The sequence below is a fragment of the Streptomyces sp. NPDC048604 genome (assembly GCF_043199435.1).
Classification (GTDB): Bacteria; Actinomycetota; Actinomycetes; order Streptomycetales; family Streptomycetaceae; genus Streptomyces.
In genome coordinates this window covers 470,972-486,263 of sequence record NZ_JBICVX010000001.1, presented here as the reverse complement: position 1 = coordinate 486,263, position 15,292 = coordinate 470,972, and the positions used below count along the sequence as shown (strand labels likewise).

At 73.7% G+C, this 15,292-nt stretch carries 15 protein-coding genes; 6 read left to right on the top strand and 9 right to left on the bottom strand.

Annotated features, from left to right (window positions below; all coding sequences use genetic code 11):
- Positions 1-265: 265 nt before the first annotated feature.
- From ACGFMM_RS02390 to ACGFMM_RS02380, 3 genes are all read right to left on the bottom strand, one after another.
- Positions 266-2,326 carry a phosphocholine-specific phospholipase C gene (locus ACGFMM_RS02390; protein ID WP_393642333.1) on the bottom strand — a complete coding sequence of 687 codons (2,061 nt, stop codon included), beginning with the start codon at positions 2,324-2,326 and terminating at the stop codon, positions 266-268.
- A gap of 246 nt (positions 2,327-2,572) precedes the next feature.
- The gene (locus tag ACGFMM_RS02385) at positions 2,573-2,887 is read right to left on the bottom strand and encodes an SCO0607 family lipoprotein (RefSeq protein WP_393642332.1); all 315 of its coding nucleotides are present in this window, start codon (positions 2,885-2,887) and stop codon (positions 2,573-2,575) included.
- 111 nt (positions 2,888-2,998) lie between these two features.
- Positions 2,999-3,415: an organic hydroperoxide resistance protein gene (locus tag ACGFMM_RS02380; RefSeq protein ID WP_393642331.1), complete on the bottom strand. Its 417-nt coding sequence runs from the start codon at positions 3,413-3,415 to the stop codon at positions 2,999-3,001.
- 112 nt (positions 3,416-3,527) lie between these two features.
- On the opposite strand from ACGFMM_RS02380, the gene ACGFMM_RS02375 reads away from it, so the two are divergent.
- From ACGFMM_RS02375 to ACGFMM_RS02360, 4 genes are all read left to right on the top strand, one after another.
- On the top strand, positions 3,528-4,031 hold the full coding sequence (locus ACGFMM_RS02375) for a MarR family winged helix-turn-helix transcriptional regulator (protein WP_393642330.1): 504 nt from the start codon (positions 3,528-3,530) through the stop codon (positions 4,029-4,031).
- 36 nt (positions 4,032-4,067) lie between these two features.
- Entirely contained in the window at positions 4,068-4,514 is a 447-nt protein-coding gene (locus ACGFMM_RS02370; protein WP_393642329.1) for a GNAT family N-acetyltransferase, read from the top strand.
- Entirely contained in the window at positions 4,511-5,794 is a 1,284-nt protein-coding gene (locus ACGFMM_RS02365; protein ID WP_393642328.1) for an MFS transporter, read from the top strand. The genes ACGFMM_RS02370 and ACGFMM_RS02365 overlap by 4 nt, the downstream gene beginning before the upstream one ends.
- 149 nt (positions 5,795-5,943) lie before the next feature.
- Positions 5,944-6,114 carry a hypothetical protein gene (locus ACGFMM_RS02360; RefSeq protein ID WP_393642326.1) on the top strand — a complete coding sequence of 57 codons (171 nt, stop codon included), beginning with the start codon at positions 5,944-5,946 and terminating at the stop codon, positions 6,112-6,114.
- 27 nt (positions 6,115-6,141) lie between these two features.
- Here the strand turns inward: ACGFMM_RS02360 and ACGFMM_RS02355 are convergent, their stop codons facing one another.
- The 5 genes from ACGFMM_RS02355 to ACGFMM_RS02335 all read right to left on the bottom strand — a co-directional run bounded on the left by ACGFMM_RS02355 (position 6,142) and on the right by ACGFMM_RS02335 (position 12,641).
- On the bottom strand, positions 6,142-7,653 hold the full coding sequence (locus tag ACGFMM_RS02355) for a carboxyl transferase domain-containing protein (RefSeq protein ID WP_393642324.1): 1,512 nt from the start codon (positions 7,651-7,653) through the stop codon (positions 6,142-6,144).
- Positions 7,646-9,097, bottom strand: a complete 1,452-nt coding sequence (locus ACGFMM_RS02350) for an acyl-CoA synthetase (RefSeq protein ID WP_393642323.1) — start codon at positions 9,095-9,097, stop codon at positions 7,646-7,648. The genes ACGFMM_RS02355 and ACGFMM_RS02350 overlap by 8 nt, the downstream gene beginning before the upstream one ends.
- Before the next feature lie 121 nt (positions 9,098-9,218).
- Complete coding sequence (locus tag ACGFMM_RS02345) at positions 9,219-10,730, bottom strand: GAF domain-containing protein (protein WP_393642322.1); 1,512 nt, start codon at positions 10,728-10,730, stop codon at positions 9,219-9,221.
- Positions 10,727-11,770, bottom strand: coding sequence for a rod shape-determining protein (locus tag ACGFMM_RS02340; protein WP_393642320.1), 1,044 nt, complete (start codon positions 11,768-11,770; stop codon positions 10,727-10,729). The genes ACGFMM_RS02345 and ACGFMM_RS02340 overlap by 4 nt, the downstream gene beginning before the upstream one ends.
- 232 nt (positions 11,771-12,002) lie before the next feature.
- The gene (locus ACGFMM_RS02335; protein ID WP_393642318.1) at positions 12,003-12,641 is read right to left on the bottom strand and encodes a hypothetical protein; all 639 of its coding nucleotides are present in this window, start codon (positions 12,639-12,641) and stop codon (positions 12,003-12,005) included.
- A 123-nt stretch (positions 12,642-12,764) separates the two neighbouring features.
- Here ACGFMM_RS02335 and ACGFMM_RS02330 point away from each other — a divergent pair, with 123 nt between their 5' ends.
- Positions 12,765-13,673 carry a hypothetical protein gene (locus ACGFMM_RS02330; RefSeq protein WP_393642316.1) on the top strand — a complete coding sequence of 303 codons (909 nt, stop codon included), beginning with the start codon at positions 12,765-12,767 and terminating at the stop codon, positions 13,671-13,673.
- A 28-nt stretch (positions 13,674-13,701) separates the two neighbouring features.
- On the opposite strand, the gene ACGFMM_RS02325 is transcribed toward ACGFMM_RS02330, so the two are convergent.
- A complete protein-coding gene (locus tag ACGFMM_RS02325; protein WP_393642315.1) occupies positions 13,702-14,151 on the bottom strand; it encodes a MarR family winged helix-turn-helix transcriptional regulator in 450 nt (149 codons plus the stop codon).
- A gap of 90 nt (positions 14,152-14,241) precedes the next feature.
- Here ACGFMM_RS02325 and ACGFMM_RS02320 point away from each other — a divergent pair, with 90 nt between their 5' ends.
- Complete coding sequence (locus ACGFMM_RS02320; protein WP_393642313.1) at positions 14,242-15,261, top strand: NADP-dependent oxidoreductase; 1,020 nt, start codon at positions 14,242-14,244, stop codon at positions 15,259-15,261.
- Positions 15,262-15,292 lie beyond the last annotated feature (31 nt).

The following is a 15,292-nucleotide window of genomic DNA, read 5'->3' as shown; positions in this document are numbered from 1 at the left end:
CCACCGGTTGTCCGCCTGCCTTCATCACGCTGTGCTGTCCCCGTTGCGCTGCTCGTTCTCGTGCCGGTGCCAACCGTACGCATGATCGACTGTGCAGGGAAAGCCGGTTGGCGAGTTCGGGCGAACTTGTTGCCGACGAGCCATCACGTGGGCCTGTTGCGAAGGAAATTGTCCGCCGGAGTGAAGCGGGGGCACCGCGCCGGCGCGGTGCCCCCGTTCGTTCGGCCGCCCGAGGCAGAGGGCTGCGTCAGGCGGAGCGTCGGCGTCAGTACGTGAGGATGCCCGGGTCCGAGACGCCCGCCGTGCCCGTCTCGACGTGGCCGGCGAGGCGGCGCAGGAAGTCCGGGCTGGTGGACGCGGTGACGGTCACGTCGTACCAGCGGGACGAGGCCGTCAGGTCCACGGTGTGGGTGACCGTGGCGCCCTTCGCGACGGTGAGCGTCTGCGGCCCGCCGGCGTAGGCGTGGGCGATCGTGACGGTGGCCGCCGCGTTGGTGCCGTTGGTGACCGTGAGGTCCAGGTTGCCGGTGGCCGCGTTGTGGCGGGCCCGGACCTCGGGGACGGCCGTCTTGCCGGGGGAGCGGAAGCGGCGCAGGAAGCCGTTGGGGCCGTGCACGGTGAGGTCGGTGAGGCCCTTCGACCACTTCGTGTTCCAGACGTCGTCGATCGACTTCGCCGCCTCGGTGGTGTACGTCCAGGGCACGTCGGTGCGGTTGGCCGAGGTGACGTAGAACTGGGCGCCCGCGGACGGGCCGCCGCTGAACGTGAGCCGGAAGGTGCCGGCCGCGGTGTCGGCGGCGCCGTCCACGTAGGGGGCGTACTTCAGCGGTCGGGTGGGCTTGGAGCCCGGCTCCTGGCGGGGCATCGCGCCGACGGCCGGGGCGGTGGCCGGGAAGTCGGGGTGACGGTTTCGGTCCGGCGGGTAGTAGCCGTCGACCGGGGGCAGCGCGGCCGGCTCGGTCTGCGTCCGGGAGAAGTCGAAGGCCGAGGTCAGATCGCCGCAGACGGCGCGCCGCCAGGGCGAGATCTGCGGCTCGTGGACGCCGAAACGGGCCTCCATGAAGCGGATGATCGACGTGTGGTCGAAGGTCTCCGAACAGGTGTAGCCGCCGGTCGACCAGGGCGAGACGACGAGCATCGGGACACGCGGCCCGAGGCCGTACGGGCCGGCCACGTAGCCGATCTTGCCGTTGAACCAGTCGAGCGAGGTCGCGACGGTGGACTTGCCCCAGGAGGCGTCGCCCGGGACGAACGGCGGGACGACGTGGTCGAAGAAGCCGTCGTTCTCGTCGTACGTGATGAACAGGGCCGTGCGCGCCCACACGTCCGGGTTGGACGTCAGCGCGTCGAGGACCTGCGAGATGTACCAGGCGCCGTAGTTGGACGGCCAGTTGGAGTGCTCCGAGAACGCCTCGGGCGCGGCGATCCAGGAGATCTGCGGCAGCCGGCCGGCCTGCACGTCCGCGCGCAGGTTGTCGAAGTAGCCGTCGCCGTTCTTGGCGTTCGTGCCCGTGCGGGCCTTGTCGTGGAGCGGGTTGCCGGGCTGGGCGTTCCGGTAGGTGTTGAAGTACAGCAGCGAGTTGTCGCCGTAGTTGCCGCGGTAGGCGTCGTCGATCCAGCCCCAGTGGCCCGCGGCGTCCAGGCCGTCGCCGATGTCCTGGTAGATCTTCCAGGAGACCCCGGCCGCCTCCAGGCGCTCCGGGTAGGTCTTCCAGCCGTAGCCCGCCTCCGCGTTGTTGAGGACCGGGCCGCCGCCCGTGCCGTCGTTGCCGGTGTGACCGGTCCACATGTAGTAGCGGTTCGGGTCGGTCGAGCCGATGAACGAGCAGTGGTACGCGTCGCAGATGGTGAACGCGTCGGCGAGCCCGTAGTGGAACGGGATGTCCTCGCGGGTGAGGTAGGCCATCGTGGCCTTGGTCTTGGCCGGGACCCAGTTGTTGTACTTGCCCTTGTTGAACGCGCTCTGTCCGCCGGCCCAGTCGTGGTTCAGACCCTGCAGGAACTCCATGCCGAGGTCGTCGCTGGGGGGCCGGAAGGGCAGGGTGACCTTGCCCCCGTTGTCCTCCTGGTGCCAGACGGACTTACCGCTCGGCAGGGTCACGGGACGGGGGTCGCCGAAGCCCCGTACGCCCTTCATCGCACCGAAATAGTGGTCGAAGGAACGATTCTCCTGCATCAGCACCACAATGTGCTCGATGTCCTGGATGGTGCCGGTCGATCCCTGCGCCGGTATCGCGGCGGCGCGGGCGATGCTGTCGGACAGCAGGGTCAACGCGGTGGCGCCGCCCGCCAGTTGCAGGAACCGGCGGCGATTGAGGTCGGCCATGGGGGTGGTCCTCCGTGGTGGGGAGTGGAAGGAGTGCACCGCGGGTGCGGCGCGGTGCGGGTGCCGGCGCCGGGCGGGGCCGGATCCGGGCGCCCCAAGGAGAGCGCCCGCGAACCACCGCCCGGCGGCCGTCCCATGACTGCCCGTCGTACGGCAGGCGAATCCCCCGTGACCGAACATGAATCACCACGCGCGAACGCCCCCGGTGCGCGGAAAGCGCACAGGGGGCGTTCGGTCGTGCCGGAGTCAGGACTTCGGGGCGTCGATGATCTTGCCGTTCTTGTCGAGGGTGTGGGTCCGCCAGTAGACGTCCCACTTGTCGTCGACCTTCAGCGGCACCTTGCCCTCGGGGTGGCGGGCCCAGCCCGGGTCGGGCTCCTTGCCGTCCTTGACGCAGGCCGAACCCGTGCCGCCCACGGAGAGGACGGGGTACTCGCCGCTGTTGCAGATGTCCTCCTCGTACTCGAGGCATCCGCTGAGCAGGAGGGTCGCCGCCGCGACGGCGAGGGCGGCGGCGAGGGGGCGGCGGATCGGGCGGCGGATCCGGCGGGGGGCGGTCACGGTGGCTCCAGGGCTGGTCGGTGTCGGTGGTGCCAGTCTGGCCGCGGAGCCGTGGCCGGGTCCTGAGTGACCGTACTCAGTCCTCGCCTGTCCGGATGCTCAGAACGGGTCCTACTCGACGACGAGTTCGACCTCGATGTTGCCGCGGGTGGCCTTGGAGTACGGGCAGAAGGCGTGGGTCTTCTTCAGCAGCGCCTGCCCCGCCTCGCCCTGGAGGTGGTCGGGGAACTCGGCGCGCATCACGACGGCGAGACCGAAGCCGTCGTCCGCGGCGTCCTTGCCGATGCTGACCTCGGCGGTCACCGAGACGTCGGAGATGTCGATCTTCTCCTGGCGGGCGATGACGCCCATGGCGCTTGCGAAGCAGGCCGCGTAGCCGGCGGCGAAGAGCTGCTCGGGGTTGGTGCCCTGCCCGTTGCCGCCGAGGGCCTGGGGGTGGGCCAGCGGGAGGTCGATGTGGCCGTCGGAGCTGACGGCGCGGCCCTCGCGGCCGTTGGCGGTGGCGACGGCGGTGTACAGCGCGTTCATGTGGCGGATCCCCTTGTCGGAGTCGGGTGGCGGTGCGGTGTCGCTCCTCATTGATAGCGCACTATTTAGTTGTGCACAACTCAATGGCGCGTATGTGACGTAGTCTGGGGTCATGGAGATGACGTCGGCCACCGTCCGGGACGAGGACTTCCTCCGTCTCGACCACCAGATCTGCTTCTCGCTGCACGCGGCGACCCGCGCGTTCAACGGGATCTACCGCGGTGCGCTCAAGGACCTCGGGCTCACCTACCCGCAGTACCTGGTGATGCTGGTGCTCTGGGAGCACGGCGAGCTGCCCGTGAAGGGCATCGGCGAGCGGCTGCGGCTCGACTCCGGCACGCTGTCGCCGCTGCTCAAGCGGCTGGAGGCGGCCGGCTACGTGGAGCGCCGGCGCAGTGCGGCGGACGAGCGCTCCGTCACCGCCCGCCCGACGGACACCGGCCTGGCGCTGCGCGAGCAGGCCCTCGGCGTCCCGCGCCGGATCGCAGCGGCGACCGGGCTGCCGCTGGAGGAGATCCGGCAGCTGCGCGACCGGCTGAACGCCCTGTCCGCCCACCTCGACGCGGTCGACCCGGAGCTGCTGGCGGACGGCGCGTGCGGGGCGGAGAAAATGTAAGGCCCTGAATCGGCTGTCGTTCCTATACTCGGCTCCATGTCCTCGATCACCCTGCGGCGGGCCACCGCCGACGACGCGCGGCGTCTGACCCGGCTCGTCCGCAGATCCGGCGCGTACCGGGGCGACTACGCCGGAATGGTGGACGGCTACGTGGTCGGAGGGACGTACATCGAGACGCACGCCGTCCATGTCGCCGCCGACGAGGACGGCCGGGTCCTCGGCTTCTACGCGCTGCTCGTCGACGAGGCGGAGCTCGACCTCGCGTTCGTCGCCGACGAGGCGCAGGGACGCGGCATAGGCCGGGTGCTGATGGACCACATGCGCGAGGAGGCGCGGGCTGCCGGGCTCCGCTCCGTACGGGTCGTCGCGCACCCGCCCGCGGAGGACTTCTACCTCCGCACCGGCGCCCTGCGCACCGGCACCGTCGAGCCCGCCGGGCACGTCCACTGGGCGCGCCCCGAGCTCCGGTACGACGTCGCGTGAGCGCCACGGAGCAGAGCCGTGAGGAGGAGCGGGAGAAGTCCGGCGAACCGCGCCGGCGGTTCTTCGCCGACCTCACCCCGCTGAGGACCTCCGCGGACTACCGCCGGCTCTGGTTCGGCAACACGGTCTCCTGGGTCGGCCAGGGCATGACCTCCCTGGCGATCTCCCTCCAGGTGTACGACCTCACCCGCTCGCCCTTCGCGGTCGGGCTCGTCGGCGTGTTCTCCCTCGTCCCGCTGATCGTCTTCGGCCTCTACGGCGGGGCCGTCGCCGACACCGTCGACCGCCGCCGGCTGGGCCTCGCCAGCGCCTCCGGCTCCGCCGTGCTGTCCGCGGCCCTCGCGGCGTCGGCGTTCGCCGGGTTCGAACGGGTCTGGTTCCTGTACGCGGTCGTCGCCCTGCAGTCCGTCTGCACCGCGCTCAACGCACCCGCCCGGTCCTCGATGATCCCGCGGCTGCTGCCGGCCGAACAGCTGCGCGCCGCGCAGGCGCTCAACTCGATGACGATGACCCTCGGCACGCTCGCCGGGCCCGCCCTCGGCGGGGTGCTCGTCGGGTTCGGCGGCTACCAGACCGCGTACTCCATCGACGCCGTCGCGTTCTTCGCCGCGCTGTACGCGATGTGGCGGCTGCCGGCCATGTTGCCGGAGCGGGCCGAAGGCCGGGGGAGGGCGTCCGTCCTGGACGGGCTGCGGTTCCTGGCCACCCGGCCGAACCTGCGCATGACCTTCTTCTCGGACTTCTGCGCGATGATCCTCGCCCATCCGCGGGCGCTGTTCCCGGCGGTCGCCGCGCTCTGGTACGACGGTGACGCGCGCGTCACCGGACTGCTCGTGGCCGCGCCGGCGCTGGGCGCGCTGCTGGGCGGCGTGATCTCCGGCTGGCAGAGCCGGATCCGGCACCACGGGCAGGCGATCCTCATCTCCGTCGGCTGCTGGGGCACCGCCATCGCGGCCTTCGGACTGACCCGGAACCTCTGGCTCGGGCTGCTGCTGCTCGCCCTCGCCGGGTACTCCGACACCGTCTCGATGATCTTCCGCGGCACGATGCTGCAGGTCGCCGCGCCGGACGAGATGCGGGGGCGGCTTCAGGGCGTGTTCATCGTGGTCGTGGCCGGCGGGCCGCGGCTCGGTGACTTCCTGGCCGGCTCGGTCGCGGACCTGACCTCGCCTGCCGTCGCGATCACGGGCGGCGGGCTCGCGTGCGTCGTCGCCGTCACCCTCCTCGGCCTGTACGCCCGGGACTTCCGCCGGTACGACGCGGCGGATCCGACGCCCTGACGGGCGGGGGTCCTCGTACCACCGGCGGCAGATGCGCCGAGGCCCCTCGAACGGGTCATCCCGTGCCCCCATCAGCGGCGAGCGTTTGCCGCCGGCATGTGCGCCCACGAGGCTCCGAAGTGAGCAACCCCGCTCTTCAGGAGGATTCCATGCGCAAGATCATCGCTACGTTCGCCCTGGCCGCCGCCGCCGTTCTCGGCGGCTCCGGTACGGCCCTCGCCCACAACGCCGACGTGATCGACGGCCCCGACGTGGTCGTGGTGGACCACACGGTCGTCGTCTGCGGCGACTTCAGCACGTGCGCGGGCGACGTCGGCTGATCGTCTCGAGAGCCACCGGAAGCCCCCTCACACCGAGGGGGCTTCCGGCTGTCCGACGATCCCCCGCGCGAGCCCCAGCTCCACCAGGTCCTGGGGGCGCAGTCGGAGTTGGTCCGCCGTCGCCGGGACCTGCTTCGGCGACCGCTTGAGGATGGCGACGGCGAGTTCGGGCGCGATGACGGAGAAGTAGCTGTCCGGGGTGGCCCACGTGTTGCCCGGCGCGGCCAGGGCGAGCGCGCCGCCGGAGCCGCCCTCGCCGATCAGCAGGGTGGTGACCGGGACCCGCGCCGCGGCGAGGGCCGCGAACGCCTCCGCGATGGCGGGGCCCGCGCCCGCCCGCTCCGCCTCGGCGTCGTTGGCGGCGCCGGGGGTGTCGACGAGGGTCAGCACCGGCACGCCGAGCCGGTCGGCCAGTCGGATCAGCCGGGCGGCCGTCCGGAACCCGGCGGGCCGGGTGGCGGTCCCGCCCTGCGCCGCGTACGCCACGACCCGCCCGTCGTGCACCCCGAACCCGCACTCCACGCCGGGGTCCACCCCGCCGGCCCGGTCCCCGGACACGGCCGCCCGCACCTCGAAGTACGCGTCGAGATACGCCCCGGCCCGAGCCCGCCGCCCGTCCCGCGCCCGCATCACGGCCTCCCACCCGCTGCCGGGCGCGCTCCGCACGTCACCGAGGGCGTGGGGCGGGGGAGCGGGCAGGGAGCGCCCGGCAGGCGGCTCGGTCGCCGGTGTCGCCGTCTCGGGGCCGTCCGTCTCCGGGCTCAGCAGGCGGAGCCACAGGGACAGGGACGCGCGGAGCCGGTCCGCCGGGACCACGGCGTCCACGTGGCCGTGGGCGTGCTGGTCCTCCGCCGTGTACGCCGACGGGTCGGCGTCGCGCGGGCGGACGCGGGAGCCCGCGAAGGCGACCTGGGCGCCCGGGAGGGCGAGGGTCACATCGGCCCCCGCGCCCAGCGTGGCCCAGCCGCCGCCGGTGGACGGGTCGCGCAGCACCGCCACGTGGGCGACGCCGGCCTCGCGGAGCCGGACCGTCGCCGCGGCCACCCGCTGCAGCTGCGCCAGGGCCACCATGCCCTCCTGCATCCGGCTCCCGCCCGTCGCGACCAGCGACACCAGGGGCAGCCGGCGCTCCGCCGCCGAGCGGTACGCGGCGACCAGCCGGTCGCCCGCGGCGCGCCCCAGCGAGCCGCCGAGGAAGCCGAACTCGAAGGCCAGCAGCACACACCGCCGCCCGCCGACCGTCGCCGTGCCCCACAGCACCGACTCGTCCTCGCCCGTGCGCCGTGCCGCCCCGTCCCGCGCGGCGCCGTAACCGGCCCACTCCAGAGGCCCGTTCACCGGCCCCCGCGGCCGTACGGCCGGGTCCTCCTCAGGCGTCCAGTCCTCCTCCGGCGTCCAGTCCTCCCCGGCCGCCGGCCGTTCCGCCGCCGTCTCCTCCTCGGGAGTCCAGTCCTCCCCTGCGGCTTCGGCCGCCGCGGCCTGTTCGAAGTCGTCCGTCACCAGGGCGATCACCGCGCGCGCGGACGGGCGATCAGCCACGGCCGAGCGCCTTCTTCAGGACCTTGCCCATGTCGTTGCGGGGCAGGGTCTCCAGGTAGCGGACCGAACGGGGCCGTTTGTGCGGGGCCAGGAGGGCCGCGACATGGGCCGCCAGCTCCTCCTGGGCCGGGGGCTTCCCCGCGTCCGCCGGCACTATCCACGCGACGATCCGTTCGCCCAGGTCCGGGTCCGGCTCACCGGTCACCGCGGCCTCGCGGACCCCGGGGTGGTCCAGGAGCGCGTTCTCGATCTCGCCCGCGCCGATCTTGTAGCCGCCGCTCTTGATGAGGTCCGTCGCCCGCCGGCCCACGATCCGCACCGAACCGTCCGCGTCCCGGACCGCCATGTCGCCGGTGCGGAACCAGGTCCCGTCGTACGCCGCGGCCGTCGCGTCCGGCCGGTTCAGGTACTCGGTGAACAGGTTCGGCCCGCGCACCTGGATCTCGCCGACCGTCTCCCCGTCGTCCGCGTCCAGGACCGTGCCGTCGTCCTCCACGAGCCGCAGGTCCACCCCGCCGAGCGGCGGCCCGACCGACCCCGGCCGCGGACCCGCCTCCGGGCGGACGCTGCACAGCATGAGCGTCTCCGTCATCCCGTACCGCTCGACCACCTGACGCCCCGTCGCCGCCGTGATCCGCTCGTGGTCGTGCACCGGCAGCGCCGCCGAGCCGGACACCAGCAGCCGGGCCGCGGAGAGCGCCCGGACCAGCGCCGGATCGTCGTCCAGCGCGTCCGCGACGCGGTGGTACATGGTGGGCACGCCGAACAGCATCGTGCCGCCGCCGTACCCGAGTTCGCGCGCCACGCCCGCCGTCGAGAACGACCCGAGGTGCCGCACCGCGCCGCCGCGGCGCAGCGGCCCGAGGACGCCCAGGATCAGTCCGTGCACATGGAACAGCGGCAGCGCGTGGACCAGGACGTCCTCGCCCGTCCACGCCCACGCCTCCGCGAGCGCGTCGAGGGACGCGGCGACGGCCCGCCGCGAGAGCACCACGCCCTTGGGCGGGCCGGTGGTGCCGGAGGTGTAGACGACGAGCGCCGGGGTCTCGGCGTCGGCGGGTTCGTCCACCGCCGCGCCCCGGGCCCGTACGTCCACGTCCACCCGCTCCACGCCCGCGAGCCCGGCGGGCAGTTGCTCGTCCGGGCCGGCGAGGACGAGGGCCGGGGCGCTGTCGCCGAGGATGTGCGACAGCTCGCCTTCCCCGACGCGGGGGTTGAGCGGGACGGCCGGGACGCCGGCCAGCAGCGCGCCCACCACGGCGACCGCGGTCGAGGCCGTGGGCGTGGCCCAGACGGCGACCCGGTCCGTGTCCCGGATCCGGGCGGCCACGGCGCCTGCGGCGGCGGCCAGTTCGGCGTAGGTCAGGGCGTCGGCGCCGAAGCGCAGGGCGGGTCGGCCCCGGCTGTCGGAACCGGCCGCCAGGGCCGGGAAGAGCGCGCTCAAGGGTCGTCCTCCTCGCGTGGGGGTCCCCCCCTGCTCGAGCGAAGCCGAGAGCTTGGGGGAGGGATGCCGAGAGGAATTCTGCCCGGACGGCGCGGCGGGCGTACTGCGACGTTCCTCACCCTCACGGCCATGTCGTGACACGGGTCTCCGCCCCCGCTTCTGCCCCCGTCTCGGTCACCCGCAGCCGGACCGGCGGCGTGCCCTCCGGCGGCCGCGCCGGGGCCGAGACCACGACCTCGATCGCCGTGACCTCGGGGCGGCGGTGCGCCGCCGCGAGCGCGGTGCGCAGCGCGGCGAGCAGCCGGTCCGCGACCGGCTCGGTGACCAGCGTGTCCACCGGCCCGGCGAAATGCACCGACGGCTGGAAGCCCAGCAGCGTCGCCGCACCCGCCGTCTCCCGCAGCACCCGCCCCCGGAACGACGCGGGCGACTCCGCCGGCGGCTGCTGCAGCGCGAAGATCGCGGTGCGGACCTCCTGGATCGTGGAGTCCAGTTCGTCCACCGCCCGCCCGAGCAGCACGCCCTCCTCCACCGGCTCCTCCGCGGCCTCCTCGGCCCGCCGTCGCGTCGACTCCAGCATCATCTCCGTCGCGAACAGCCGCTGGACGACGAGATCGTGCAGGTCACGGGCGATCCGGTCGCGGTCCTCGTAGACCGCGAGCCGCTCCCGGTTGTGCTGCGCGTCCGCGAGCACCAGCGCCAGCGCCGCCTGCGAGGCGAACTGCGCGGCGAGCAGCCGGTCCACGCCGGTGTACGGGCGGCCGCCGCGGCGGCGGGGGAGGGCCAGGGTGCCGATCAGCTTCCCGCCGCTCTGCAGCGGCAGCATCATCGAGGGCCCGAACCGGGTCCGCACATGCGTGGTCATCCGCGCATCGGTCGCCGAGTCCTCGACGAACACGGGTTCCCCGCCGAGCAGTTGCTCCAGGACCGGGGAGCCGGGCCGGATCGTGGTGCCGATCAGATCCCCGGGGTCGTCCACCGTCGACGCGGCGACGATCGCCATGCCGCCCTCGGCGGTGGGCTGCAGCACCACCCCGGCGGAGGCGTCGGCGAGCGCCCGCGCCCGCTCGGCCACGACGGTGAGCGCGTCCTCGGCGGGCTCGCCGGCGAGCAGCGCCGTGGTCACCGCCGCCGCGCCCTCGATCCAGCGCTCCCGCTGCCGGGCGGTCTCGTGCAGCCGGGCGTTGCCGATCGCGATACCGGCCTGCGAGGCGAGCACCCGCAGCAGGGCGAGGTCCCGGTCGGTGAAGGTCCCCTCGCGCTTCCCGGCGAGGTACAGGTTCCCGAACACCTCGGTGTGGACCCGGACCGGGACGCCGAGGAACGAGCGCGCCTCCGGGCGGTGCGGCGGGACGCCGAGGGGGCGGGGGCCGGCGGCGGGGTCGTCCGGGCCCGGCGGCTGGTCCCGGATCAGCGCGCCGATCAGCCCGGCCCGGGCGTCCGGCAGCGCGCCGATCCGCTCCCGTTCGGCGTCGGAGAGCCCGGCGGTGACCAGCCCGGTGAGCACACCGCGCTCGGGGTCGACGACCCCGAGCGCGGCGTACCGGGCATCCGTGAGCCCGGCGGCGGTGTCCACGAGGTGCTGGAGCGCGGCCCGCAGGCCGAGCTCCGGTTCGCGCCGCCCCGGGGTCACTCGGCTTCGGAGAGCGGGTCGAGGACCGTCGGCTGGATCCGGCCCTCCAGCATCGAGCCGAGGCCCAGGATGGCGCAGACGTCCGGGCGTTCGGCGATGTGGACCGGCATTCCGGTGGCGTCGCGGAGCATCTGGTCCAGGCCCGGCAGCAGCGCGGAGCCGCCGACCATCATGATCCCGCGGTCGGCGAGGTCGGCCACCAGGTCCGGCGGGCAGTCCCGCAGGATCTTGCCGATGCCGTCGAGCACCGCCGTCAGCGGCGTGTGGATGGCGTCCCGTACGGCCGCGGTGTCGACCTGCACCGAGCGGGCGAGCCCGGTCGCCACGTCCCGGCCGTGGATCTCGGTGGACGTCGGGCCCTGCAGGGTCAGTCCGTTGCCGCTCAGGGCGAGCTGGAGCGGGCGCACCGACTGGCTGGGCAGCATCAGTTCGTGCTGGTGGCGCAGGTGCTGGATGACCGCGTGGTCGATCGCGTCGCCGCCGACCGGGATGCGCTCGGCCGTGACGATCGAGCCCAGCGAGAGCACGGCCACCTGTGTCGTCGCCGCCCCGCACACCATGATCATGGTCGCGGTGGGCTGCTCCACCGGCAGGCCGCAGCCCACGGCCGCCGCGATCAGCGTGTCGACCAGCTCGACCCGGCGCGCGCCGAGCCCGACGAGGGTCTCGACGGTGGCGCGCTGCGCCAGCGGGTCGGCCTCGTGCGGGGTGCAGGCCGCGGCCCGCAGCCGCGGCTTGCGGCGCAGCTGGCGGCGGAGCTTCTCGCCCAGCAGATGACGCAGCATCCGCTGCGCCATCTCGATGTCGACGACCGTGCCGCCGGACACCGGGCGCATCACCCGGATGTAGTCGGGCGTCCGCCCGGTCATCTTCTCGGCCAGCGCGCCGACGGCGATCAGCGCTCCGGTCCTGGTGTTCACGGCGGCGACGCTGGGCTCGTCGACGACGAGCCCGGCGCCCTTGACGAAGACCCGGGTCCTGGCGGCTCCCAGGTCGACGGCCACATGGCAACGGCGCAACTGATCGAGACTGACGGACATGACCGACCCTCCGGAGTGCGGTGCTGGCACGAGTGCGGCGAGCGCGTGCGCGAGTGTGCGAGTGGTGGTGCTGTTGGCATCGTGCGACCGCGACGGCCCCGGCGCGCGTTGAGAGCCGCCGGTCGGGGGTGGAGGGGGCTGACGGAGGGTCAGTACGGGTACTCCGCCGGTACGCGTGTCCGGAAAGCGGACACGACGGGCGAGGGCGAGGGCGTTGGCGAGGGCGCGTCCGTCACAGCAGCCGCTGGAACAGCCCCCAGGTGAACTCCGCCGTGTACACGACCCCGTCCTGCGGTCCGGTGAAGTCGAGCCGCGACCGGGTCGGCGCGTCGCCCTCGCGCGGCGCCGCGTCCGGGAACGCCCGCCGCACCTCCCCGAAGGTGCAGCCCCAGGGCCGCAGGTCGGCGGCGGTGCGCAGCTCGGGGGAGGGGACGCCGGGGGTACGGGTCAGGCCGCTGCCCCACACCTGCGGCGGGCTCTTCGGGCCCGCCCGGCCCGCCAGGACCTCCCAGCGCAGCTCCGGCCAGAGCGGCAGGTCCCACTGGAGGACCTCCGCCCCGGGGCCGAACCGGGGGACGGCGGCGCGGGCGGCCGGCTCGCCGAGCGCCTGCCGGTAGCGGTGCAGCTCGCCGGGGCCGCTCCGAATGAAAGGGGCCGCGCGAAGCGCGTCAGGCAGGGCGGCGGCGGGTGACGGGCGGGTATGGGCCCAGGCCTGCCAGACGCGGTTCGCCTCGCGCATCTCGCCACGCGTCGCACCGAGTTCGCGCAGTGCGTCCTCCACGAGCCCCGGCTGGTGGTCGGCCATCCGGCGCAACAGCACCAGTTGGAAGGAGCGCGGTCCGAAAGGGGCGGCCTGCTCGGTGCGGGTCATGCAGGTCATCCTGCCCGAAGGGGGAGATACACGACGGCGCGCCGGTGGCCTGGGCTTTCCACACAGGACCTTCACTCTTTCGGCTATCTGTGCGATCAGACGGCCGATTAGCCTGCGGGCCCCATGGACTATTGCCATCAGTGCCGACGGCACCTCAACGGGGCCCTCGCCTGTGCCGGGTGCGGGACCCCGTTCGAGGAGCTGCGGTACTACGCCCCCCAGGCGACCGCGCCCGCGCCCGGGCCGGTCTTCCTGCCGCCGCAGCCGCAGCCCGCGCCGCTGCAGCCGCAGGCGGCTCAGTCCTGGCCGGGGTACGCCGCAGGAGTCCCGGCGCCCGCCCCTGCCCCCGCTCCCGCCGACGACGATCCGCTCGCGGTCGGGGAGCACGTCCATGAACTCGACACCCTGGAGCCGCCCGCCGCGGACCGCTCCGAGGCGCCGGCCGGCCGGGCCGCGGCCCGCCGGGCGCGCTCGCGCCGCGCGGCCGGCGGTTCGGGCCGCCGGGCCCGCGGACGGCACCGCGGCCGTGCCGCCCTGGCCGGCGGGATCGGCCTGGTCCTCGCGGCCGGCGGCATCGGCCTGGTGCAGATGATCGAGCGCTCCGACGAGGGCGGTAACGCGACCGCCGTGGAGCAGGAGGACGTCCTCGAGACGGAGCTCCCCGCCGAGCCGTCGACCGCGCCGAGCCGGCCTCAGGAGGACCCCTCGCCCGTGGACGTCCCGGTCTCCGCCACATCCGGGGCCCCGCGCTCCTCCGACGGCGACGGCGACGGCACGGCGAAGGGCGCCGGCCGGGGTGCCGGTACGGGCACGGGCGAGGGCGACGGTGTCTCGCGCGACGCGGGGCGGCCCACCCAGCGGCCCAGTCCCTCCTCGTCCGCCACGGCGGCGCCGTCCGGCACTCCCCGGCCCGGGCCCTCCGCGTCCGGCTCGCCGCAGCAGACCCCGACCGACGGCAAGCCGCCGGCCGCGTCCCCGCCGGCCCCGACCCCGTCCCCGAGCTGCACCCCGTTCCTGTGGTGGTGCGTGTAGGCCGGGGCCCCCGGGGCCCGGATCGGCCCTACAGTGCGACGTCCTCGCCCAGCATCCGCTTCAGCAGGTCCCGCAGCAGGGTCCGCTCCGACTCGCTGAGGCGGCCCAGCGGCTCGCGCGCGAAGTCCAGCGACCCGCGCAGCGCCTTCGCCGTCCGCCGGCCCTCGTCCGTGGCCGAGGCCAGTTTCACCCGCCGGTCGGCCGGGTCGGGGCGGCGCTCCACGAGCCCGCGCGTCTCCAGGCGGTCGACGATCCCGGTGATGTTCGACGGCTCGCACTTGAGCGTGCGGGCGATCTTCCGCATCGGCACCGGCTCCAGCGAGATCAGCCCGAGCACCCGCGCCTGCGCGCCGGTCAGGGCGTGCTGTGCGGCGGCCTGCTCGTACTCCTCGTAGTAGCGGGCCACGACGGTCCCGATGAGCTCGACGACTTCGAGGGTCAGCGGATCGATGGGCGGGGTCGGGTGTGAGCTGGTCATGGGCCTCATCGTACCCAGATACTTGACATTCTTAAATATTCAGGAGCATGGTTGTTTCAGTACCTGAAACTTTTCCAGGAGGCTCCGCCCATGTCCGTCCTTCCCGCAACCAGCCGTGAGTGGCACCTCGTCGCCCGTCCGCACGGGTGGCCGACCCCGGCGGACTTCGCGCTGCGCGAGGTCCCCGTCACCGCTCCCGCCGAGGGCCGGATCCTGGTCCGCAACCTGCACTTCTCCGTCGACCCGTACATGCGCGGCCGCATGAACGACGTGAAGTCGTACATCCCGCCGTTCAAGCTGGACCACCCCATGGACGGCGGCGCGGTCGGCGAGGTCATCGCCTCCGACGCCGAGGGCTTCGCGGTCGGAGACCACGTGCTGCACGGCCTCGGCTGGCGCGAGTACGCCGACGTGCCCGCCCAGCACGCCACCAAGGTCGACCCGGACCTCGCCCCGCTCTCCGCCTACCTCGGCGTCCTCGGCATGACCGGCCTGACCGCCTACGCCGGCCTCTTCGAGACCGCCTCCTTCAAGGAGGGCGACGCGGTCTTCGTCTCCGGCGCGGCCGGCGCCGTCGGCATGCAGGTCGGCCAGATGGCGAAGCTGAAGGGCGCCTCCCGGGTCATCGGCTCGGCCGGCTCCGACGAGAAGGTGAAGTACCTGGTCGAGGAGCTCGGCTTCGACGCCGCCTTCAACTACCGGAACGGCCCGGTCAAGGACCAGCTCCGCGAGGCCGCCCCGGACGGCATCGACGTCTACTTCGACAACGTCGGCGGCGAGCACCTCGAGGCCGCGATCTCCGCGCTCAACGTGCACGGCCGCGCCACCATCTGCGGCATGATCGCGCAGTACAACGACACCGAGCCGGTCCCCGGCCCGCGCAACATGGCCATGATCATCGGCAAGCGCCTGCGGCTCGAGGGCGTCCTCGTCGGAGACCACTACGGCCTGCAGCCGCAGTTCGTCCAGGAGGTCGGCGGCTGGCTGCGCTCCGGCGAGCTGAAGTACCGCGAGACCTCGGTCGAGGGCATCGAGAACGGCGTCGAGGCGTTCCTCGGCCTGCTCCGCGGCGAGAACACCGGAAAGATGATCGTCTCGGTGACCCGCTAGTCTTCCCTCAGCCGTCGCGATCGTGGGCGCG